This window comes from Cupriavidus necator (assembly GCF_040578825.1).
Lineage (GTDB): Bacteria > Pseudomonadota > Gammaproteobacteria > Burkholderiales > Burkholderiaceae > Cupriavidus > Cupriavidus necator_E.
In genome coordinates this window covers 112,569-134,947 of sequence record NZ_JBEFLI010000008.1, presented here as the reverse complement: position 1 = coordinate 134,947, position 22,379 = coordinate 112,569, and the positions used below count along the sequence as shown (strand labels likewise).

At 70.3% G+C, this 22,379-nt stretch carries 12 protein-coding genes; 1 reads left to right on the top strand and 11 read right to left on the bottom strand.

Annotated features, from left to right (window positions below):
• From AB1I47_RS06890 to AB1I47_RS06845, 10 genes are all read right to left on the bottom strand, one after another.
• A partial coding sequence (locus AB1I47_RS06890) for a condensation domain-containing protein (RefSeq protein ID WP_354683023.1) occupies nt 1–1,665 on the bottom strand: 1,665 nt, incomplete at its 3' end.
• The gene (locus AB1I47_RS06885; protein ID WP_354683022.1) at nt 1,665–9,473 is read right to left on the bottom strand and encodes an amino acid adenylation domain-containing protein; all 7,809 of its coding nucleotides are present in this window, start codon (nt 9,471–9,473) and stop codon (nt 1,665–1,667) included. The genes AB1I47_RS06885 and AB1I47_RS06890, both read right to left, overlap by 1 nt.
• Nucleotides 9,474–9,496: 23 nt before the next feature.
• Nucleotides 9,497–12,667, bottom strand: a complete 3,171-nt coding sequence (locus AB1I47_RS06880) for a non-ribosomal peptide synthetase (RefSeq protein ID WP_354683021.1) — start codon at nt 12,665–12,667, stop codon at nt 9,497–9,499.
• A gap of 4 nt (nt 12,668–12,671) precedes the next feature.
• Entirely contained in the window at nt 12,672–17,192 is a 4,521-nt protein-coding gene (locus AB1I47_RS06875; RefSeq protein WP_354683020.1) for a condensation domain-containing protein, read from the bottom strand.
• A 67-nt stretch (nt 17,193–17,259) separates the two neighbouring features.
• Nucleotides 17,260–17,994 (bottom strand): thioesterase II family protein, encoded by a 735-nt coding sequence (locus AB1I47_RS06870; RefSeq protein ID WP_354683019.1) that lies wholly within the window; start codon nt 17,992–17,994, stop codon nt 17,260–17,262.
• Nucleotides 17,995–17,996: 2 nt separating this feature from the next.
• Nucleotides 17,997–18,218 (bottom strand): MbtH family protein, encoded by a 222-nt coding sequence (locus tag AB1I47_RS06865; protein ID WP_354683018.1) that lies wholly within the window; start codon nt 18,216–18,218, stop codon nt 17,997–17,999.
• A 465-nt stretch (nt 18,219–18,683) separates the two neighbouring features.
• Complete coding sequence (locus AB1I47_RS06860; RefSeq protein ID WP_354683017.1) at nt 18,684–19,124, bottom strand: DUF2231 domain-containing protein; 441 nt, start codon at nt 19,122–19,124, stop codon at nt 18,684–18,686.
• A 383-nt stretch (nt 19,125–19,507) separates the two neighbouring features.
• The gene (locus AB1I47_RS06855) at nt 19,508–19,834 is read right to left on the bottom strand and encodes an XRE family transcriptional regulator (RefSeq protein WP_354683016.1); all 327 of its coding nucleotides are present in this window, start codon (nt 19,832–19,834) and stop codon (nt 19,508–19,510) included.
• Nucleotides 19,835–20,079: 245 nt separating this feature from the next.
• Nucleotides 20,080–20,625, bottom strand: coding sequence for a cytochrome b (locus AB1I47_RS06850; RefSeq protein WP_354683015.1), 546 nt, complete (start codon nt 20,623–20,625; stop codon nt 20,080–20,082).
• A 40-nt stretch (nt 20,626–20,665) separates the two neighbouring features.
• Nucleotides 20,666–21,721: a catalase family peroxidase gene (locus AB1I47_RS06845; RefSeq protein WP_354683014.1), complete on the bottom strand. Its 1,056-nt coding sequence runs from the start codon at nt 21,719–21,721 to the stop codon at nt 20,666–20,668.
• A gap of 233 nt (nt 21,722–21,954) precedes the next feature.
• Here AB1I47_RS06845 and AB1I47_RS06840 point away from each other — a divergent pair, with 233 nt between their 5' ends.
• Entirely contained in the window at nt 21,955–22,206 is a 252-nt protein-coding gene (locus tag AB1I47_RS06840; protein ID WP_354683013.1) for a hypothetical protein, read from the top strand.
• Nucleotides 22,207–22,235: 29 nt separating this feature from the next.
• Here the strand turns inward: AB1I47_RS06840 and AB1I47_RS06835 are convergent, their stop codons facing one another.
• On the bottom strand, nt 22,236–22,358 hold the full coding sequence (locus AB1I47_RS06835; RefSeq protein ID WP_354683012.1) for an MFS transporter small subunit: 123 nt from the start codon (nt 22,356–22,358) through the stop codon (nt 22,236–22,238).
• Between the last annotated feature and the right edge of the window lie 21 nt (nt 22,359–22,379).

The following is a 22,379-nucleotide window of genomic DNA, read 5'->3' as shown; positions in this document are numbered from 1 at the left end:
GCGCGCATGCAGCACGGCGGCGAGGCGGTCGGCACGGTCGAGCAGTTCGCCGTAGCGCAGCGTCTGCGCGCCGCAGACCACGGCGACGGCATCGGGCTGGGCCGCCGCGTGGCGGGCGATGCGGGCGTGCGCCGGCAGGCCGTCGTCGGCAGGGGCAACACCATGGCCCAGCACCAGCAGGCTGTCGCGTTCGGCGTCGTCGAGCAAGTCGACGGCATCGAGCGCTTGCGCCGGGGCTTCGGCAAGCTGGCACAGCAGCCGGACATAGTGGCGCGCGAGCCGGGCGACCGTGTCGGCGTCGAACAGCTCCGCGGCGTAGTGGAAGCAGGCGTGGATGCGTCCGTCGGTGTCCTCACGCGTATCGAGCGTCAGTTCCAGCGCCGTGGTGCGCTCGCCAACGGGCGCGCTTTCGAGCTCCAGGCCCGGCAGCGCAACGCGTACGGCGCGGTCGCCGCGCCGGTGGTTGTGCACCACCTGGAACAGCGGGTGGTAGCTCATGCTGCGCTCGGGCTGCAGCGCTTCCACCAGTTGCTCGAACGGCAGGTCCTGGTGTGCCTGCGCGCCCAGCACGGCCTCGCGGATCGCCTCGAGCAGCGCGGACAGCGGCGCGCGACCGTCGAGGCGCCCGCGCACGATCTGCGTGTTGACGAACAGGCCCACCACGCGTTCGGTCTCGATGCGGTTGCGGCCCGCTACAGGCACGCCCACGCAGATGTCGCGGCTGCCCGTGTAGCGGTACAGCAGCGCGTGGTAGCCGGCCAGCAACGCCATGAACAGCGTGGCGCCGCAGGACCGCGCGCGTTCGCGCAGCGCGCGGGCGAGCGGATCGGGAATGTCGATCTCGCAGCGTTGCGCGTGAAAGGCGGCGGCTGCGGGACGCGGGCGGTCGGTCGGCAGTGCCAGCACGCCCGGTGCGCCGGCCAGGGCATCGCGCCACCATGCAAGCTGCCGCGCCTGCTCGCCGGCCTCGAGCCAGTTGCGCTGCCAGGCCGCATAGTCGGTGTAGCCGATCGGCGTGCCAGATTCGGGCAGGGACTGGTTCAGCAATTGCGCGCGGTAGGCCGCGGCCAGTTCGTCGATCAGCAACTGCATCGACCAGCCGTCCGACACGATATGGTGCATGGCCAGCACCAGCCGATGCTGCTGTGCGCCGAGCCGCAGCAGGTGCACGCGCAGCAGCGGCGCGCTGCCGAGATCGAACGGCGCTTGCGCGATCGCGGCGGCACGCGCATCAGCGGCGGCCAGGTGTGCGCAGAGGTCGGTCAGCGGCAATTCGATCGCGACCTGCGGGCGCACGTGCTGGCGCACCTTGCCATCGGCGTCGGCGACAAACGCGGTGCGCAGCGCTTCGTGGCGTTGCGCCAGCGTGGCGAACGCCGCGCCAAGCGCCGCGACATCGAGCGTGCCGCGCAGTTCGACGCTGCTGCTGATATGGTAGGCGGCGCTATCGGGCTCGAAGCGGTGCAGGAACCACTGCCGCTGCTGGGCGTACGACAGCGGCGCGTCATAGCCTGCTGCCGCATCGGGACGCGGCAACGCGGGAATCGGCAACTGCGAGAATGCGATGCCTTGCCCGGCCATCTTGTCGAGAAAGGCGCGGCGCTGGGCCGGCGCCAGCGTGGCAAAGCGCGCGGCCAGCCGGGCCGCGGTGTTGGCTTCGATCATCAGACTGACTCCAGGGTATTGGCGAACGCTTCCAGTTCCAGCAGGGCGGCTTCGTCGGCATGGCGTTGCTGCGCGGGCAGCGCCGCAGCGAGCTCGGCCAGCGTGGTGGCGCCGAACAGCAGCGCCAGCGGCACCTCGATGCCGAGTTCGGCCTGGATGCGGGACAGGAGCTGGACGGCCAGCAGCGAGTGGCCGCCCAGTGCGAAGAAGTTGTCATGGCGGCCCACGGCGGGCACCTGCAGCAGGTCTTGCCAGATCCGGGCGAGCCGTGTTTCAAGCTCACCTTGCGGGGCTTCGCTGCCCGCGTTTGCGGTGGCCGCGGCGGCGTCGGGCTGTGGCAGCGCGCGGCGGTCGAGCTTGCCGTTGGCGGTCAGCGGCAACGCGTCGAGCAACACGATGGCGGCGGGCACCATAGGGGAAGGCAGCACGGCCGCCAACGCGCGGCGCAGATCGTCGGGGTCGGCCTGGCGGCCGGCTTGCGGGACCGCGTAGCCGACCAGTTGCATGCCACCTGGGGCGGGCACGGCCACCACGGCGGCCTGGCGCACTGCCGGCAGCGCCGCAAGCTGGGCCGCCACCTCATCGGGCTCCACGCGGAAGCCGCGGATCTTGACCTGGTCGTCGCTGCGGCCCAGGTACTCGAATGCGCCGTCGGCGCGGCGGCGCACGCGGTCACCGGTGCGGTAGAGACGGCCGCCGTCCTGCGCGAACGGGTCCGGCACGAAGCGGTCCGCCGTCAGCGCGGCACGGCCGAGATACCCGCGCGCGAGTCCCGGCCCGCCGAGATACAGCTCGCCGGCCACGCCCTCGGGCAGCGGGCAAAGTCCGGCGTCCAGCACGTATGCGGTCGTGTCGGCCAGGGGCTGCCCGAGCGGCAGTCCCGCACCTGCCTGCGGCATATTGCCCGCCACGTGCACCAGCACGCCGACCGTGGTCTCGCTCGGGCCATAGTGATTGACGAGCCGGCAGGCCGGCCGTGCTTCGTGGAGGCGCGCGCGCAGCGCCGCGTCGGTGGCTTCGCCGCCGAGCAGGAGCGTATGCGCAGGCAGCACGTCAGACGCATTCGCACCGGCCGCTGCCGCGCCGTCGAGCAGTGCCCTTAGGTGGCTCGGTACGATCTTGAGCACGTCGACGCGATGCGCCGCCATGTAGCGCGCGAAGGCCACGGCATCGAAGACACAGCGGCGCTCGGGCAAGTGCAGCGTGGCCCCGCTGGCCAGCGCGCCGAACAGCACGGTATGGCCGAGGTCCGCCGCGGGCGTCGACACCATCGCCATGCGCAGGCCCTGCGGCAGTGCCAGTGGCGACAGCACGCCTTGCAGATAGTGGGCCAGCGCCCCGTGCGAGATGCCCACGCCCTTCGGGCGTCCGGTGGACCCGGAGGTGTAGATCACATAGGCCAGGTGGTGCGGATGCAGTGCCGGAGCGGGATTGGCATGCTCGCCTTCATACAGTCCTTGCCGGGCCAGGTCGATCACGGGCACCGTCGGCAAGAACGCGGAAACGGTCCCCGGTCGCCGGGCCAGCAGCAATGCCACGCCGCTGTCCTCGACCAGGTAGGCAAGGCGGTCGGCCGGGTAGTCGGGGTCGAACGGCACATAGGCGCCGCCCGCCTTGAGGATGGCCAGCAACGCCACCACCAACTCCGCCGAGCGTTCTGCCAGCACCCCGACGCGTACGTCCGGCCCGACGCCGCGCGCAACCAGTTGCCGTGCGAGGGCGTTGGCGCGGCGATTGAGTTCCCGGTAGCCATACTGCTCGCCGTCGGCGGCCAGCGCCACGGCATCCGGCGTGGCTGCCGCATGCGCCTCGAAGCGGCGGTGTGCCAGTTGCGGCGCCGGTGTGCGCCTGCGTTCCGCGCATGCCGGATCCCGGGCAGGCGGTACCAGCCCGAGCTGGCCCAGGGGCCGGGCCGCATCGGCAGCCATCTGGCGCAGCACGGCGAACAGGCTCTGCGCCAGTTGCTGCGCCTGCGGCTCGGCCAGCACGGCGCGGTCGAAGCGGCAGGTCAGGCGCAGCGTATCGGTGTGGGCAAACACCAGCGTCAGCGGATAGTTGGTCTCGGCGCGGTTGCGCACGTCCGAGAACGCCAGCCCGGCTGGCGCGCGGCGCAGCGCGGTGTCGACCGGGTAGTTCTCGAACACGACGATCGAGTCGAACAGCGCCTGTCCTCCCTGGCCGGCCCAGCGCTGGATGTCGTAGAGCGGTGCGTGCTCATGCTCGCGCGCGGCGAGGTTGAGCGCCTGCACGTCGCGCAGCCAGTCGCCGACCGGTTGCTGCGGCCGCGGCGACGCGATCACCGGCAGCGTGTTGATGAACAGCCCTAGCATCTGCTGCGCAGCCGGCAGCTCCGCCGGGCGCCCGGCAACGGTGGCGCCGAACGCCACGCAAGACTGTCCGGTGCAGCGCTGCAGCAGCAACAGCCAGGCGGCCTGTACCAGCGTGTTCAGCGTGACCTTCTGCGCGCGGGCGAAGGTGGCGAGCGTGGCGGTTTCGGCGGCATCGAGCCAGTGGTGTTGCTCGGTGTGACCCTGGCCGCCGGCGGGCACGGGCAGCGCGGCCAGCAGGCGCGTGGGCGCGCCGAGCGGCTGCAACTGGCCTTTCCAGAAGGCTTCGCTGGCACCGTGGTCGCGCGACTGCAGCCAGCCGATGTAGTCGGCAAAGCGGCTGCCGCTGGCGGGCAGGGTTTCGCCGGCATAGTGGCGCAGCACTTCGCCCAGCAACATGGCCGTGCTCCAGCCATCGAGCAACAGGTGGTGGACGGTCCAGACCAGGTGGTGGCGGTTCGCGCCGGTGCGCAGCAGCGCCAGCCGCATCAGCGGCGGGCGTTCGAGGTCGAAGCGCTGGGCCAGTTGGTCCGCCGCGAAGCGGTCCAGCCCGGCATCGTCCCGGCCGGTCCAGTCTTCGGCGATCACGGGCAGCCGGACTTCGCGCGCCACCCACTGCAGCGGCTGCTCGCCGCGATGGAGGAAGCCGCAGCGCAGGCTGTCATGGCGCGCCAGCGCCGCCTGCCACGCGGCGGTAAAGCGCGCCGGGTCGAGGCCGTCGATGTCGACGCGTAGCTGGTTGGTGTAGGCCGTATAGGCGCTGCCCTCAGGCGCAAGCATGCAGTGGAACAGCATGCCGGCCTGCATCGGCGACAGCGGGTAGAGATCGTGGACCTGCGCCGGATCGAGGTTCAGCGCGTCGAGACTGGCCTGCGTGAGCCGCGCCAGCGGGAAGTCGGCGGGCGAGAAGCCGGTGGCGCCTGAGGTGCAGTGGCTGATCACCGCTTCGAGTTCGGTGCGCAAGGCATCGGCCAGTTGCCGGATCGTTGCTGCGCGGTGTCGCGCGCGGCTGAAGGCGAGCGTGAGCCGAAGCTGTCCGTCGACTACCTGTCCGCTGACGGACACTGGGTGCGACAGCGGCGCGGCCGGGTCCTGGCTGGCGCCGGTGGCAGCATCGGACAGCCGCCACGGCGCATCGTCGGCAAAGCTGGCGTCCAGCTGGCCGAGGTAGTTGAACACGACTTGGGGCCTGGGTACCGCCGCCAGCGCTGCCTGTTGCGCCGGCGTGCCGAAGCGGCGCAGCAAGCCGAAGCCGATGCCGTCGCCCGGGACCGCGCGCAGGTGTTCCTTGACCGCCTTGATCGCGGCATCCAGCGGGCCGCTGCCGTCGAGCGCGACCGGAAACATGGTCGTGAACCAGCCGACGGTGCGGCTCAGGTCGAGTGTGTCGTCGACGCCGGCGACGCGGCCGTGGCTTTCGAGGTCGACGAGGACCTGGGGCCGGCCCGTCCAGCCGGACAACGCCCGGGCCAGCGCGGTCAGCAACAGGTCGTTGACACGCGTGCGGTAGGCCGCCGGGGCGCGTTGCAGCAGCGCGTGCGTCTGGTCGGCAGGCAGGGTCAGCGTGACGCTGTCGCGTGCGGCTAGGGTAAGGGCGCCAGCCGGATCGCCATGGGGCAGGCTCGCCTCCACATGATCGAGTGCCTGCCAGTGGGCCAGTTCGGTACCGCGTTGCGCAACGTTGGCGCGCACCGCTTCGGACCATTCCTGGTACGAAGCGGTGCGTGCGGGCAAAGCGACCGGTGCGCCTGCCGTCCGCTGCCGGTACGCCGTCAACAGGTCTTCCACCAGCACCCGCCACGACACCCCATCGACAACGAGGTGGTGGATCACCAGCAATAGTTGCCACCGTTTGCCGGATTGCAGCGCGACGGCACGCAGCAGCGGACCGCCGGTGATATCCAGGCTGCGCTGGGCGGCCTCGCAGTGGGCCAGGCGTTCGGCTTCCGAGCTGAACTGGCGCACCGACAGCAAGTCTGCCGCAGCGGGCGCATCGGTATAGCGCTGCAACCAGGTGCCTTCCGCAAATGCGAAGCGCATCCGCAGCGCATCGTGATGCGCTACCACCTCGGCAAGCGCAGCGGCCAGCGTCCGGACATCGGGTGCCTCCCGGCAATCAAGCAGCACCGACTGGTTCCAGTGGTTGCGCTGCGCCATCGGCATATCGAAGAAGTCGGCCTGGATCGGCAGCAGCGGCACGGCGCCGGTGGGTGCGGCATTGTCAGTGATGGCGTCCTGCGCCAGCGGCACGGCGACGGCCGCGAGCTCGGCCAGCGTCTGGCGCTCGAACAACTGGCGCGGCGTCAGCTGCCATCCCGCCGCGCGGGCGCGCGCGACGATCTGCAGGCTCAGGATCGAATCGCCGCCGAGCTCGAAGAAGTTGTCGGCACGGCCCACGCGCGGCAGGCCGAGTACCTCGGTCCAGATCGCTGCGAGCGCGGCTTCGGCCTCACCCTCGGGCGCGACAAATGCCTGCGCGCTGTCGAACGCCGGCGCGGGCAGGGCGCGGCGATCGAGCTTGCCGTTCGTCGTCAGCGGCAGCGCGTCGACGACGACAAAGGCAGCGGGAACCATGTGCTCGGGCAGTTCGGCAGCGAGCCCCGTACGCAGCGCGGCGATATCGACCGTAGCGCCGCCGATGGGCACGACATATGCCGTCAGCCGCGCCCCGGACAGCCCGTCGACCGCCAGCACGGCCGCGTTTCCGACACCGGGCTGCGCCAGCATGCGCGCCTCGATCTCGCCCGGCTCGATACGGAAGCCGCGGATCTTGAGCTGCTGGTCGATGCGGCCCAGGTATTCGAGCTGGCCGTCAGGCAGCCAGCGGGCCAGGTCACCGGTGCGATAGAGCCGCGCGCCGTCGTCGGCGAACGGATCGGGCACAAAGCGCTCGGCGGTCAGGCCGGCACGATTCAGGTAGCCTCTGGCCAGGCCATCGCCCGCGATATAGAGCTCGCCCGGCACACCGGGCGCGACGGGATTCAGCCCGGGATCCAGCACACGGACGCCCAGGTCCGGAATGCGCTCGCCGATCGGGCTGCGCGCGCGGCTCGCCGGGTCAAGGTCCGCGCGCGTGATCGGGCGGTACGTCACATGCACCGTGGTCTCGGTGATGCCGTACATATTGGTCAGTTGCGGCGCGGCATCGCCGAAATGGTCGATCCAGGGCCGCAGCGCCTGCGGATCGAGCGCCTCGCCGCCGAAGATCACATGGCGCAGCGCCAGCGGCGCGGTGTAGAGCTCGGGTTGGGCCAGCAGCGCACGGAAGGCTGACGGCGTCTGGTTCAGCACCGTGACGCGCTCGCGCCGCAGCAGCGCGATGAATTCCTGCGGCGCGCGGCTGACGTGGAACGGGACGATCACAAGCTGGCCGCCGTGGCACAGCGCGCCGAAGATCTCCCACACCGAGAAGTCAAAGGCGTAGGAGTGGAACAGGGTCCAGACATCGTCCGGACCAAAGCCGAACCAGTGCTGCGTGGCTGCCAGCAGGCGCGACAGGTTGCCGTGCTGGAGCTGCGCGCCCTTCGGCCGGCCGGTGGAGCCCGAGGTGTAGATCACGTAGGCCAGATGCTCGGCGCCAACGGCGACGGCCGGCGGATCGTCCGGCCAGGGGCCATCGTCCTGCGGAGCATCGAGCATCAGCACGGGCAAGTCATCGCGCCGCGGCAGCAGCTCGCGCAGCGCGGGCTGCGTCAGCAACGCGGCAATGCCGCTGTCCTGGAACAGATAGGCCAGGCGCTCGGCGGGATAGGCGGGGTCGAAGGGGACATAGGCGCCGCCGGCCTTCAGGATGGCCAGCAGCCCGACGAGCATCTCGGGCGAGCGCTCTGCCGCAATGCCGACGCGCACCTCGGGGCCCGCGCCGAGGGCGATCAGCCGATGCGCGAGCCGGTTCGCGCGCCGCTCGAGTTCGCCATAGGTGAGCGCGATGTCGCCGTAGCGCAGCGCGATCGCGTCCGGCCGTTGCGCGGCATGGCGCTCGATCATGCGGTGAGCCGGTTCGGCCGCGGCAAAACGCTGCGCCGGCCGGCCAGCCGCCTGCTGGTGCGCGAGCGTGGCGTGGTCGCCGGCATCGAGCAGTGGCGTTGCCGTCGGCGGCAGGTCCGGCTGGCGCAGCAGCCCGGCCAGTTGCGTGACGTAGTGGCGCAGCAGGCGCTGCGCGCAGGCCCCGTCGAACAGCGTGCAGTCGTACTCCAGGTACAGCGTCATGCCGTCGGCGCGGGCTGCCACGTCGAGGATCAGGTCGAACTTGGCGCCGGTCTGGCGGGCTTCCACCGCTTCGGCGTGCAGGCCCGGCAGCGACAGCGTCGCGGGCTCTGCCGCGGTGCGCAGGTTGAACATGACCTGGAACAGCGGGCTGCGGCCGGCGTCGCGCGGCACGTGCATGCTGTCGAGCAGCGCCTCGAACGGCAGCTCGGCGTGGCGCAGCGCGCCCAGTGCGTCGGTGCGCAGTTGTTCGCACAGCGCGCGGCCGGTGATGCCGGGCGCCATGCGGGACCGGTAGACATGGGTGTTGGCGAAGAACCCCACCACGTCGTCCAGCCCGTCATCGTCGCGGCCCGCGTGCGGGACGCCGACGGCGAAATCCTCCTGGCCGGCATAGCGGCTCAGCAGCGCCTGCCACGCGGCGAGCAGCGCGACGAAGGGGGTGCAGCGCTGTGCCGCGCAGAAGCCCCGCAGGGCGCTGACGAGCGGCGCGGGCAGCGTGGTATCGACGCGTTGAGCCAGGCGCTTGCCTTGCGCGCCGTGCGGGCGGTCCGTCGGTAGCTGCAGCGCCGGCACGTGGCTCCCCAGCTGGCGCTGCCACCAGTCGCGTTGGGCATCGAGCGCACCGCTGGCCAGGCGCTGGCGCTGGCTGCTGGCATGGGTGGCGAAGGTGGCGCCGGGCGAGGGCAGTTGCACGTCGGCGCCGGACAGGGCCTGTGCATAGGCGGTGCCGAGGTCCCGCGCAATCACGGCATTCGACACGGCGTCGGACACGATGTGATGCAGCGACAGCAGCAGCACGTGGTCATCGGCGGCGCGGGTCAGCAGCGTCGCGCGCAGCAGCGGCGCCCGGGCAAGATCGAACGGCCGCGCGGCTTCGGCATCGATACTGGCCTGCAGCGCTTCGGCGCCGGTGGCGAGCGGCGCTTCGGCGAGCGCAAACGCGGGCGCGGCATCGACAACCTGCCGTGGCAGCGCGCCGGGTGCGGCGTCATCGGCGACGAAGCGGGTGCGCAACGCCGGGTGGCGCGCGATCACGGCCCGCAGTGCGCCTTCCAGCGCGGCGCGGTCGAGCGCGCCGCGCAGCACGAAGGCACGGGTCTGGTTGTAGGCGGTGCTATCGGGCTCGTACTGCAGCAGGAACCAGAGCCGTTGCTGCGCAAACGACAGCGGCGCGTCGGCGCTGCCGCCCGGAGCGGCAGCTGGTTCGGCGTCCTGCTCAAGCAGCAGCGCCAGCAGCGCAGCCTGCCGGGCAGAGGTCGAGGATTGCGTCATGAATGCGTTCCAGAGGAAAGGCTTTACGCGGGGGCAGTGGTGGAGGCGGCGGTGGCACGCAGCGCGGCGCGCGCCTCGGGCGACATGGCGGCGAGCTGGCGTTGCAGGCCGGCCAGGGTTTCGAGGCCATCGGGGTCGGCGCTGCCGGCCCGCAACGCGTGGGCCAGCGCGGCGGCATTGGGGGCGTCGAAGACGACGGCGGGCGCGATGTCGAGCTTGAGCAGCTTGCGGATGCGCGCGACCAGCTTGATCACCAGCAGCGAATGGCCGCCCGCTTCAAACAGGTCTTCCTGCACGGTCAGGCGCGGCGAACCCAGCAGGTCGCGTAGCTGGTCGAGCAGCAGCGCTTCCAGTTCGGTCGCCGGATCGCGCGCCGTTTCGCCCGGTGCGGTCGGCGCTGAAGCGGCGCTTTGCGCGAGCGCACGGCGATCGACCTTGCCGTTCGGCAGGCGCGGCAGTTGCGTGACGGCGAACCACAGCGCCGGGATCATCGGCTCGGGCAGCCGCCCGGCCAGCGCCTGGCGCAGCCGGTTGGGGGGCGCCGCGGACATCGGCACGGCGGCCGGATCGGCGGGGACCAGCCAGGCCGCAAGCCGGGCAGTGCCGCCGTCCTGCATGAGCGGCATTACCACGGCGTGGCGCACGCCCGGCAGCGTCGCCAGCACGTGTTCGATCTCGCCGCATTCGATGCGGAAGCCGCGCACTTTCACCTGGCTGTCGGCACGCCCGATCAGCTCGATGCCGCCCTGCGGCAGGTAGCGCGCGAGATCGCCGCTGCGATAGAGGCGCTGGCCCGGGCGTTCGGGATGCGCGACGAAGACGTCCGTGCCGCCGGCGGCTCCCAGATACCCGGAGCACAACTGCGCGCCGCCGAGGAACAGCTCGCCGGTTTCGCCAGCGGAGGCCAGATGGCCGGCCGCGTTACGGACCTTCGCCTCGCAATTGGCCAGCACCTGCGTCAGCGGCAGCGCAGGATCAGCGAGGTCCGCGCCACGGCCAGCGTCGTGAACGAGGATGCCGACGGTGGTCTCGGTGGGGCCGTAATGGTTGCAGAGGCGGACTTCGGGGGCGCGCTCGCGCAGTCGGGCCAGCAAGGCCGGCGACGCGGCTTCGCCGCCGAGCACGATGGTGGCGTGCGGCGGCAGCGGCAGTGCAGACGCGTCGCCGTCGATCAGCGCATCGAGGTGCGAGGGCACGATCTTCAGGCAGTCCACCTGTTCGCGCGCCAGGAACGCGGCGAACGCAGACGCCTGCTGCATGTCGGTGTCGTCGGCCACGCACAGGCAGGCACCGTGCCACAGCGCGCCGAACAGCGTCGTGTTGCCGAGGTCGGCCGCTACCGTGGAGGTCAGCGCGAAGCGCTGGCAACGGTCGAGCTGTAGCGCCTGCCCCGATGCCGCCGCGTAGTTGAGCAACTGGCCATGCGTGATGGCCACGCCCTTGGGCGTGCCTGTCGAGCCGGAGGTGTAGAGCACGTAGGCCGCCTGCGTGGCGTCGGCTTCAGGCAGCGTCGCGGTGGCAACGGTAGCGGCGCCGGGCAGCGCCGCGATGTCGGCGTGCGGCGGCTGGCCGCCGGCAGCGGGCAGATGGCTGGCGTCAGTCAGGACCAGCGTGGCACCGGCGTCAGCCAGGATCTGGGCGCGGCGTGGCGCCGGCCACGCGGGATCGAGCGGCAGGTACGGGGCCCCCGCGCGCATCACCGCCAGCAGCGCTATGACGAGATCGCCCGAGCGTGGCAACAGCAGGCCCACCGGCTGTCCGGGCCGCAGGCCCAGTGCGGGAAGCTGGCTGGCCAGCGCGTCGACGCGGCGCGCCAGTGCGGCGTAGCTCAGTTGCACGCCGGCCGCCGACAGCGCTGGAGCATGCGGGCGTTCGCGCCCCCATTGGGCCAGCCGTTGCGGCAGCATCTGCGTGCCGGTGTGCAGCGCCGGCGCGTGCATCGCATCGGCGCGTGCGATATCGGCGGGCGTCGCCAGCGGCAGCGCGCCCACTGCCGTGGCGGCGTGGGTGCGCAGCGTTTGCAGCAGCGTTCGGTACTGGTCCAGCAGGCAGGCCATCGCGTCGGCGCGATAGTGGGAGGCGGCATAGTGCAGCGCCAGCCGGCGTGGCCGCCCAGCGTCGTCGATATGCACCTGCATGGCCAGCTCGAAGCCTGGCAGCAGCGCTTCCGCCGCACTGCCGTGCCATTGCAGGCCGCCATGCTGCAACACCGTCAGCGACGGCCCGCTGGCGCAGAAGCCGATGCGGCCTGGTGCGCCGGCCGCGGCATCGGCCGGGCAATGCTCGCGCCAGTCGAGGTGCTGCTGGAGCTGCGCGCAGAATTGTGCGAGCCAGTCCGCGAACGGCGCGGCCGCGTCGGGCTGCACTGCGACTGGCAACACGGCCTCGTAGCGGCCCACGGCACCGGCCAGTACATCGAACTCGTCGCGGCAATTGTGCTGCCACCCGGCACAAAAACTGCCCGTGGGATCGAGCCGCGCCAGCAGCAGCCACCATGCGGCCTGCAGCGTGTGCGACAGCGGCTGTCCGAGCTGCGCGGCCCAGTCGGCCAGTGCGGCGGCTTCATCCGCAGGCAGATCGACGCCTTGCGCCGTCAGCGCCCCGGATGCGGCCGCGCCGGTCCGGCGCCACGGCAGCCGGGGCGCGTCGAGCGCGGCGAGCCGGTCGCGCACGGCTTGCCAGTAGTCGCGGCCGGCGTCGGTGTTTTCCTGCGCCAGGCCGGCGGTCCAGTCGAGATAGTCGGCATAGGACAGCGGGGGCTCGCCGGCCGGGACTGCGTCGTCGGCATAGGCCTGTGCCAGTTCGTGCAGCAGCGTGACCAGGCTGGGGCCATCGGCTGCCAGCGGATGGGCGGCCAGCGTCAGTTGCGCGCGGTCGGCGCCGAGCGGCTGCAGCGCGGCGCGCAGCGCTGGCCCTTCCGCGCCGGCCGCCACATCCGCAACCGACCACCCGGGCAGCGCGCCGGCAAACTGCTGGCGCAGGCCGCGCAGCCCATCGACGCGGCCGAAGGCCAGGCCCGTGGCCGGATGGCGTTCGGCCACGCGGGACAGCGCCTGCCGCAGGCGCGCGGCGTCGAGCGGGCCTTCGATGATGGCCGACAGCGTCACCGGCGTAACCGCATGCGCTTCCAGTGCGCGTTGCTCGCGGCCCAGCGCCTGGGCGTGTCCGGCGAAATCGGAAACGATGGCTTGCATCGCGTCAGCCCTCCAGTGCGGCGGGGGTCGCCAGCGTATCGTCCGGTGCCACCGTGCCCGCATCGAGCGGCGGCAGGTCCTTGCGCTCGAACATGTCGCCCATCGCCACCACGATCTTGCGCGGCCCCTGGTACGGATCGCGCGCGTGGGCGGCCAGCATGTTGTCGAGCATCACCACGTCGCCCTGGCGCCAGTCGAACCGCACCGCGCAGGCTTCATACAGTTCCCCGACCAGGCGCATCACGTCACCGCCGATCTGGCTGCCGTCGCCAAAGGTCACCTGGCGGGGCATGCGCTGCGGGCCGACGATCTCCAGCAGGTCGGCGCGGACTTCGGGGTCCAGGCAGGCGGTGTGGTGCAGTTGCACCTGGTTGAAGAAGCTGCGTTCGCCGGTGACAGGGTGCGCGATCACAGCAGGGCAGTGTTCGCGCGTCTGCAGCGTATCGGCGTCCAGCCACGCGAACCCGGTGCCGGAGGCACGCAGCCGCGCCTCGACCTCGTCGCGCGACCCGGTCTTGAAGAAGTCGCGCCAGCTCACGTCGAGCTTGTCGTTGAAGGTGCGCACATAGCGCAGGCCCTTGCGCTCGAACTGTTCGGCCAGCTCGCGCGGCAGCCGGCGATACAGCTCGCGGCAATCGACGATCGGCGTGGCGCCGCCCACCGGCGACGGCAGCTCGCAGAAGAACCACTGCTTGCGGGGCCAGCGCGGCAGGTGGGCGCTCTCGTTGTGGAACAGGATCATCTCGCGCTCGGGATACGGCGTGGAGCGGTAGGTATTGCGGCCGCCTTCCTTCTTAGGCAGGTCGCCGTAGGCGCCGTAGAGGCCGGGTTCGATCGATTCGGCAAACTGCTCGAACTCCTGCGGCGTGCGCAATCCGAAGCCGCGCAGCAGGATGCCGCCGTGGCGGCACAGCGTCGCCTCGATGTCGTCACGGTGGGCCAGTGCCCACGCGACTGGGTCGAGATCAGCCGCGGCCGGCTCCATCACGATCGGGAACGTTTGGCCCGGCGCGAGGAACGAGGTTCGTACCAACGGGCCGGCCGGCGTCTCGCCGGCGGCGCGCCGTGGCCGCCGGGCGAGCTTGCCGAGTTTGTCGAGCTTGCTGGGGCGGAGCGCTGGGCTGGAAGTCATGGCGGGCTTGTCTGGAGCGGGTTCGCAAAGGCCGGCGGGCACGTCGAAGCCGGCCAGCGCACGGCTGGGGTCGGCTACCGCCTGCGCCAGCACGGCACCGTAGGCAGCGGCGATGCGCTGGACCGTGGCGTGCGGGAACAGCGCCGTGGCAAAGACCCATTCGGCGCGCAGGCCGTCCGGGTGGGGATCGAGGAAGACAGCCAGATCGAACTTGGCCGCATGCACCGGCGTGGGCATGCGCTCGGCGCGCAGGCCTTCGAACTGAAGCACACTGTCCGGCGCGTTCTGCAGCACGAACAGCACCTGCACCAGCGGATGCCAGGCGCGCTCGCGCGGCACGCCCGCGACTTCGACGATGCGGTCGTACGGCAGCGCCTGGTGGTCGAAGGCGGCCAGCGTGCGCGCACGTACCTGGTCGAGCAGGTCGGCGAAGCGCAGTTCCGCGTGGCATTGCGCGCGCAGCGGCAGCACGTTGACGAAGAAGCCGATCAGGCCTTCGAGTTCGCGACGGGTGCGGCCCGCCACATCGATGCCGACCAGCTGGTCCTTGGCGCCGCCGAGGCGGTGCAGCAGCAGGTGGAAGGCCGCCAGCAGCACCATGTAGCGCGTGGCGCCGTGAGCGCGTGCCAGGTCGTCGGCTTGCGCCAGCAGCGTGGCGGGCAGTTGGCTGTAGCAGGCCGCGGCTGCGCTCGACGCCACCGGCGGCCGGCGGTTCGGCGTGGCCAGCGTGGGCAGGCGTGGGGCATCCTGCAGTGCCGTGCGCCAGTAAGCGGCTTCAGCCTCGCGCTGAGCATCGTGCTCCGCGGCCTGCTGGTGGACGGCGTAGTCGGCGTACTGGATCGGCAGCGGCGGCAGGTCGGGTGCGACGCCGGTCCGGGCGGCGTTGTAGCCGGCGGCGAGCGCATCGAGCAGGATGCCGATGGACCAGCCATCGCCGACGATATGGTGCAGGGTCAGCAGCAACGCGTGGTCGTCGGCGGACAGCCGCACCAGGCGTGCACGGAGCAGCGGCGCGCGCGCCAGGTCGAACGGTTCGCGTGCCTGGCCTTCGGCCAGCTCCTGCAGCGCGGCGTCGCGTTGCGCGGGGCTCAGGCCGGAGAGGTCGCTGAGCGGCACGTCGACGCTAAGCGCGGCCTCGATGCGGGCGTAAGGCGTGCCGTTGGCATCGGCGGGATAGACGGTGCGCAGGATTTCGTGGCGAGCGACCAGGGCGTTGAGGCTGGCGCGCATGGCAGCGATATCAAGCTGCCCGCGCAGGCGCAGCCCGCCCGCCATGTTGTAGGTCCAGCGGTCGGCGTCGGCGGCGATGCGGTCGGTCAGCCACAGGCGCTGCTGCGCCGGTGCCAGCCCCATCGGTTGCGAGCGCGGCACCGCGGCGATCGGCGCTTCCGCGGCAAGAACCTGCAGGCCGTCGAGCGCGGCGGCACAGGCTGTCAGCGTCGGATGCTCGAACACCAGCCGCATGGGTACGGCCGCGCCGTATTGCTCGCGCAGGCGTGCCACCAGCCTGGCCGCTGTCAGCGAACTGCCGCCGCTGGCGAAGAAGTGCGCGTTTCTCTCGGCCGGAGCATCGCCCAGCAGTTCCCGCCAGAGCGCCGCCAGCGCGATTTCCGTTTTGCCGCGCGGCGCGTCGGCTGCGGCCGGCTCGATGCCGGCGGCGGCCGTGCCGCCACGCGTGAAGGCGCCGTGTGCCCAGACCGCGCACGCATCGAGGCTGTCGTCGCGCCATCCCGCGCGGCATGCGCTGCGCTGCAGCTTGCCGCTGGTCGTCTTCGGCAGGCCACCGGGGTTCAGCAGCAGCGCCACGGCAAGCGGTTCGCCACAGGCGTTGCCGACGGCCTGCGCCAGCGCCTGCACCAGCGCCACGTGGCCCATGCGCTTCTGTTCGGGACGCGAGATTTCCACGGCGACGCCGATGGCCTCGCCGTCGGGACCGTCGACCGGGAAGGCCGCCACGCGGCCGCGGCGCGCGGCGGGCATCTGGTCTTCCACGGCGCGTTCGATGTCCTGCGGATAGAGGTTCTGGCCGCGCACGATGATCTGGTCCTTGCGCCGCCCGGCGATATAGAGCTGTCCGTTATGCTGCAGGCCGAGGTCGCCGGTGCGCAGCCAGCGCCTGTCGCCCGGTCCTGCATCGGCCCCGAAGGTTGCAGCCGTGGCCGCGGCATTGCGCCAGTAGCCGCGGGCAGCGCTTGGGCCGGCAATCTCGATCTCGCCGATGCCGCCGTCTGGCAGCGCACCGCCGTTGGCATCGACGATGCGGATCGCATGGCCGGCGCGCGGGAAGCCGCAGCCGACCAGTTCCACGCCGGCCGGCGCGGGTGCGCCGTGGCCGCGCGCCAAAGCACAGGCATCGAACTGCGTGCTGCGCATGCCGTCGCCACGTTCGCCGCCCGTTGCGAACAGCGTGGCTTCGGCCAGGCCATAGCAGGGGTACAGCGCCTGCTCGCGGAAGCCGACCGGCGCAAACCGTTCGACAAACGCGCGCAGCGTATCGGCGCGCACCGGCTCGGCGCCGGAGAACGCGACCTCCCAGCGCGACAGGTCGAGGCCGTCGAGATGGCTGTCGCGGACGCGTTCGACGCAGAGCCGGAACGCGAAGTCGGGCCCGCCCGACAGCGTGCCGCGGTGCCGGCTGATGGCCTGCAGCCAGCGCACCGGGCGCTCCAGGAAAAACTGCGGAGACATCAGCGCCACCGGGATGCCGCTGTGGATGGGCTGCAGCAGGCCGCCGATCAGCCCCATGTCGTGATAGAGCGGCAGCCAGCTCACCATCAGGTCGCCGGGTTGCACGCGCATGCCCGCTGCGATGGCGGCCTCGTTCGCCATGACGTTGCCATGGCTGACCATGACCCCCTTGGGCGAGGCGGTGGAGCCGGAGGTGTATTGCAGGAAGGCCAGCGTTCCCGCCAGCGCAGGGTAGGGCTGCCAGTCTTGCGGTGCACGTGGCCGGGCGGTATCGGCCGGTACCACGATCGCGCGCGGGGCGATGGCGGCCAGCGCGTCAGGGTGGGCCGATGCCTGCGCGCTGGTCGTCAGCAACAGCGCCGGGTCGGCATCGCTGGCGATGGCGCGCAGGCGCGCCACCTGTGCCGAGCGCACGGCGCCGGGCTCGAAGGCCGGGACCGCGATCAGCCCGGCGTACAGGCAGGCGAAGAACGCGGTGACGTAGTCGATGCCGCTGTCCATCAGCAACAGCGCGCGGGCACCGGGCCCGGCCTGCGTGGCAAGGTGCGCGGCCAGTGCGCGCACGCGCGCATCGAGCGCGGCGTAGTCGTAGCGCGTTTCGCCGCTGGCGTCGATGGTGACCAGCGCCGTGTCGGTGCCGCGCTGCGCGGCCAGGCGGCCGAGGTGGGCCACCAGCGTGGCCGGTACGTTCGGATCGGACTGCATGCTTGGATCGGCTTTCCAGGAAGACGGTTGACGTAGGCGGTTGCGTTGAATCGTGCGCTGCGGCGAGTCAGGCCGGCAGCGGCGTGGCGGATACCAGTGGCGTGCCCAGGCAGGCGAGCAGCCGGTCCACCACGTCGGCCTGGCTGTCGTGCAGGAAGAAGTGGCCGCCGGCGAACCAGTCGAGTGTGTGGCCGGCCTGGGTTTCGATGGCCCACGCGTGCAGGTCGGCCGGCGCAATCGCGTCGTCGTGGCCCGCGAACACGTGCAGCGGCACCCGCAGCGGCGTAGCGTCGCCGCGCCGGAAGCTCTCGCAGACGCGATAGTCGGCACCGAGCACATCGAGGGTCAGGCGCAGCAGCTCGGCATCGGCGAACACGGCCTCGGGCGTGCCGCCGTGCTTGCGCAGATCGGCGATCAGCGCCGCATCGCCACGCAGCCCCGCCAGCCGCAGCGGATCGCGCCGGCTCGGGGCGGCGCAGCCCGATACCAGCAGCCGCTGCGGCAAGGCCCAGGCACGCTGGCGCAGCAGGTGGCAGATACGCCAGCCGAGCAGGCCGCCCATGCTGTGCCCGAACAGTGCGTAAGGCGTGCCGGGATCGGCCAGGTGACGGCACAAGGCATCGGTCATTTCGCCGGCCAGCGCCTCGAAATCCCGCAGCAGCGGCTCATCGAGCCGGGCACCGCGGCCCGGCGGCTCGAGCGGAACCAGCTCGATCCCGGCCGGCAACAGGCGCCGCCAGCGCAGATACGCCGTGGCGCTGGCGCCTGCATAGGGCAGGCAGAACAATTGCAGCGCAGGCATGGTCAGGCGTCCGCCCGCGCTTGCGCCTCCATAAACCGGCGCAGGCTCAGCGGCCGCATATCGACCCAGGTGCGCTCGATATAGTCCAGGCAGGCCTGCCGGTCGCCGCTGAAGCCGGCAGCGCGCCAGCCGCCCGGCACAGGCTTGTAGTCAGGCCAGAGCGAATACTGCTCTTCATGATTGACGAGGACCAGGAAGGTCGCGTCAGTGCGGTCGAAACTCATGGTGGGCTCCGTTCGGTGCTGGGTGGTAGCTGGCGCCATGGACTTGGCGCGCATCACCCAGTTGGACGAAGCGGGAGCGGGAATATTTAAGCGGGCGTGGGGAGTTTGCAGGGGACGGGAGCGGCTTTTTATACGCCTTGCGGGTCTCGATAACCCTGGTTTTGAAGCAGGCGCATAAAAAATCCGCCGTGTGCCGGGCAAGGCTTACAAATATCGGTAGGTCTTACGCTCCATGTCTTCCTTCGTACTCTTGATGCAGTAGCGAGGGCTTTTGCGGCACGTCAACGGCGCCTATGTCGCTCGCACATGCGTCTGGTGATCGATGGCGGAATGCCTTCGAGGGCGATGGGGAAACGCGCGGAGGGTCCTTGTCCGGTCCCATCGGTCAGCGTCAACGTCGGGGCGAAGAAATACCACCGGCGGCACTGGAAAACTCACAGGCGGCTTCCCTCGGGCTACCCATTCTCAACGCACCGGCTCAGGAGGCGTTTCCACGCCGACGCCATGAACATGGACCATCTTGCCGCCCAGCCACCCGGAAATCACGAGCAGGCCGATGGCGACCGCGGACAGCAGGACGGGCATGGCACCGCCTTCGCGTATGCGCAGCCATGCATTGATGACATAGAGCGCGACAACGGTCAGGTTGATTCCCATATGGATCAAGGCAATGCGCTTGATGCCGCTGGGCAGGGAAATGAGGTCGATCAGGCCGGGAAGGGCAGCAAGCAGGGCGCCTACGATGCCACCCACCATGCTGTAGAAGGCAACGACTGCCCAGTCAGGGCTCGTGCCGCCGAAATATCGGATCAGGTCACAGGCGAAGGAGAAGACCCAGAGACCGATGGGGATGGTGATAAGCATCGGATGGATGGGGTGCTTCGCAATACTGGCGGGGGTGCGCATGACGACTCTCCTCAACAAGCGACAATTGGACAGCAGCAAGAGCTATACCGGTATAAGCCATTGCGAGCCGATTCCAGACGAATGTGGCTGATGTGGGAGTGGCGAACAGCTAAGCGGACTTGCAAATAGCGCCGTCAGGCGAACGGTCGATATGCCGGGAGCACCATGGGTAAGAAACAAAAAATGCCGGGCGTGAGCTGTTCAGCTGGACAGGAGCAGGTACAGCGCACCCAACACGACGAGGCCCGCCCCAATCATCAGGTAGTAGCGGACACCATGCAGCGGTTGCCCTCGGTGACCAGGCTGGTGGAAAAGGAATCGCATGATGACGAGATCTGTGAGCCGATACCTTATGGTAGACCCTTATGCCTGACAGCGCAGCTTCACCTTGACGACTTGCCGTTCCCGTCGTTGAAGGTGCAAATCCCCTCTGACGGAGGGATGTTCCGCAACCACAACCGGGAAGTAAGGCGCGCGAGCCAACCGCGCAACTCATCTGCGCCAATGTCCTGAAACTTGCCGCAGAGAACCAGGGCGAGATCTGACTGAAGCGTCCCCAGCATGGCTGCAGCCTCCGACAAGGAAATGCCCGAGGCTCTCATGCATGCCGTCATGTCCTTGACGATTTCCGCCTTTAACGGAATGTCCTCGGCATCCGCGAAGCCAAGCAGCGCGTAGACATTGGTCGTCCCATACTCGAATCGAAACACGTGGACCTCCCCTCTTGTTGTTCTTGAACATGGCCCCGGGGCGTCGATGCGCCGATTTTGTGCCGCCGAGGGCAGGATTATTGGTGCCTACCTTCGATAAGACAATGGGGGAAACACTAAGAGGTTTATGGCTACAAGAGGTCCGCAGATGCAACGGATTTCATCACCTCGTAACAAGGGGCTGGAGTCGGAGTTTGATGTGGTCGCAACCTGCGCTGTGCAGGCCGACCGCCGACCGATGCGATTCAGCGACCGCGCCGTGGCGCCATCGCCCCGAACACACCGTCACGCAACACCAGCCCATGCAGCAGTGCCGCGGCCAAGTGCAGCAGCACGACCGCGAACAGTGCAAAAGCCAGCCACGTATGCAGTGCACGCAGCAGCGCGAAAAGGCGCACGTCGACCGGCAGGATCGGCGGCAGTTGAATCGCACCAGCCATCGTGACCGGATTGCCGCCGGCGGACAGCATGCCCCAGCCAAGCAGCGGTATCGCCAGCATCAGCGCATACAGCGCAAGGTGCGAGGCTTTGGCAATGGCGCGCTGCACAGGCGGCATGGCGGGTGGCAACGGCGGGCTGCCGTGGCGCAGCCGCACGGCAATGCGCACGATCGCCAGCACCAGCAACGCGATACCCAGCGGGCGATGCAGCGCGACCAGCGTGCCGTGGCCGCGCGACAGCGTGGCGACCATGGCCACGCCGATGAAGAGCATGGCCAGCAGCAGTACGGCCATCGACCAGTGCAGCAGCTTCTGCACGGAAGTGAACGACGTCGGGGAGGAACGATGCATGGGATTCAGCCTCAATCTGTTCTGGAGACGCGGTGCCGGCTCAGCGCGCGCCGAGCGCGACCTCGCGCGTGCGGCGCTGGTGCGACAGCGCATAGGCGGCCGAGCGCGCCGCCAGCAGCGGATCGGCGGACGGGGCGATGCCGGCCGGCAGGATGGTCGGGTCGAAATTGATGTCGCGGCAGGCGCCATCGTCCTGTGCGTGGGCGCGTTCGACCACCAGCGTGCCGGCATCGACCTGGCGCCGCCCTGCGGGCCAGGCCTGCGTGGCATCGTCGGTTGGATCCCCGGGCGCTGCCAGCGTCAACAGCAGGTGCCAGCGCAGCGGGCCCGACGCCAGTCGTTGCGACAGTTCGTCGGCAAGGCGGGACGGCACGCCCTTGTCGACGTCGGACAACGGCGCATAGGGCTGCTCCGGCCGCATGGTCCAGCGCACTGCGTGCCGCTGTCCCTTCGTGTCGACCAGGTAGAAAGCGTTGATGCTGTGGTAGCTGCCATTGGCGTAGCTGGACGATGGCGGATGCTGCTTCAGCCAGGCCTGCAAGGCCTGCGCGGCGGGATTAGCGGCAAGGAAGGCCTTCATCCTGGCCGGGTCTGGCTTGCCGGTGGCGGGATCGGGCTGCGCCGCCTTGAGCTGCCGGTAGAACTGTTCCGGCGTGCGGACCGCGAACATCGGCGTGGAATTCATGCCGGTGCGCCATTGCTGGCCGTCGGCCTGCGTGAACTGCAGCGCCATGCTGCGGATCGGCACGCTGCCGTCCGGCGCCGTGGGATTGCCGCCCGGGATCGCCAGCCGGCCGATGACCGGCGTGCGGCCCGGCGCGAACACCGCGGCCTTCGACAACGATGCCGCCGCGCCATTGCTGTCGAAATAGCCGGCGATGCAGACCCCCTTGGCATGGTTGCGGCGGAATCCGGGGTGCTGGCCGGCATTGTGCTGGAACTGGTCGATGACGGTCTGCGCAGTCAGCCGCTGCGGCGTCAGCCAGCCGGCGGCATAGGCAAAGCCGCCGGCCAGGGCGGCGACCACGGCGCCGATCGCGGCGAGTCGGCACGGCACGCACACGCGTGGCTGGCCTGGAGATGCGGTGGCAGGCAAGGCGGGCTCCCGATGGAAATGGACTTATCGGGGTAAACACGCGACACCGTCGGACTATTCCACGAAGCCGCAAAAAAACGTAACAGGTAGGCGGCGTGTCGGAGCGCCTTGATCCGCCGTTTCCTCACCGGCTCGGTCATACGCCCGGCAGACCGGGCTATCCGCACGCGAGCATGGCCCGGCGAGCACCACCGTGGCCCACAGCCCCAGCGACAGCAGCCCGGCACGCCGCCATGGCGCGCATCCGAATGCCGGCGCGACGCCAGATGCAGCACCACCGCATTGAGGGCGGCGGGCCCGAACTCGCCGAACTGGACTTTGCCAGGACGCTGGCGGCAGTGCGCGCGCCGGCCTCGCCCGGCCGCTGGACGCTCGACCTGGCGCCGATCAAAGGGGAAGGGAAGAAGAGAAGGGCAGGGAAGGCAGAGAGCGTGGACCGGCCCGAGCCTCCCCCTGCATCGACGAACCGGAACCCCGGCTCGTGATGCAGCGCAGGAGGGTCGGCGCCGGCCGCTCAGGTAAACAGGGTCATGGCCTTGCCGAGGGTCGACCAGATTCCCGCTCCCAGCGGGATGAGCACGTAGGCCCAGAACGCGAGCAGCAGCAAGGTCTTGCTGAAAATGCGGTGGTTGTGCATGGGTGGGTTTCCTGTGGGTCG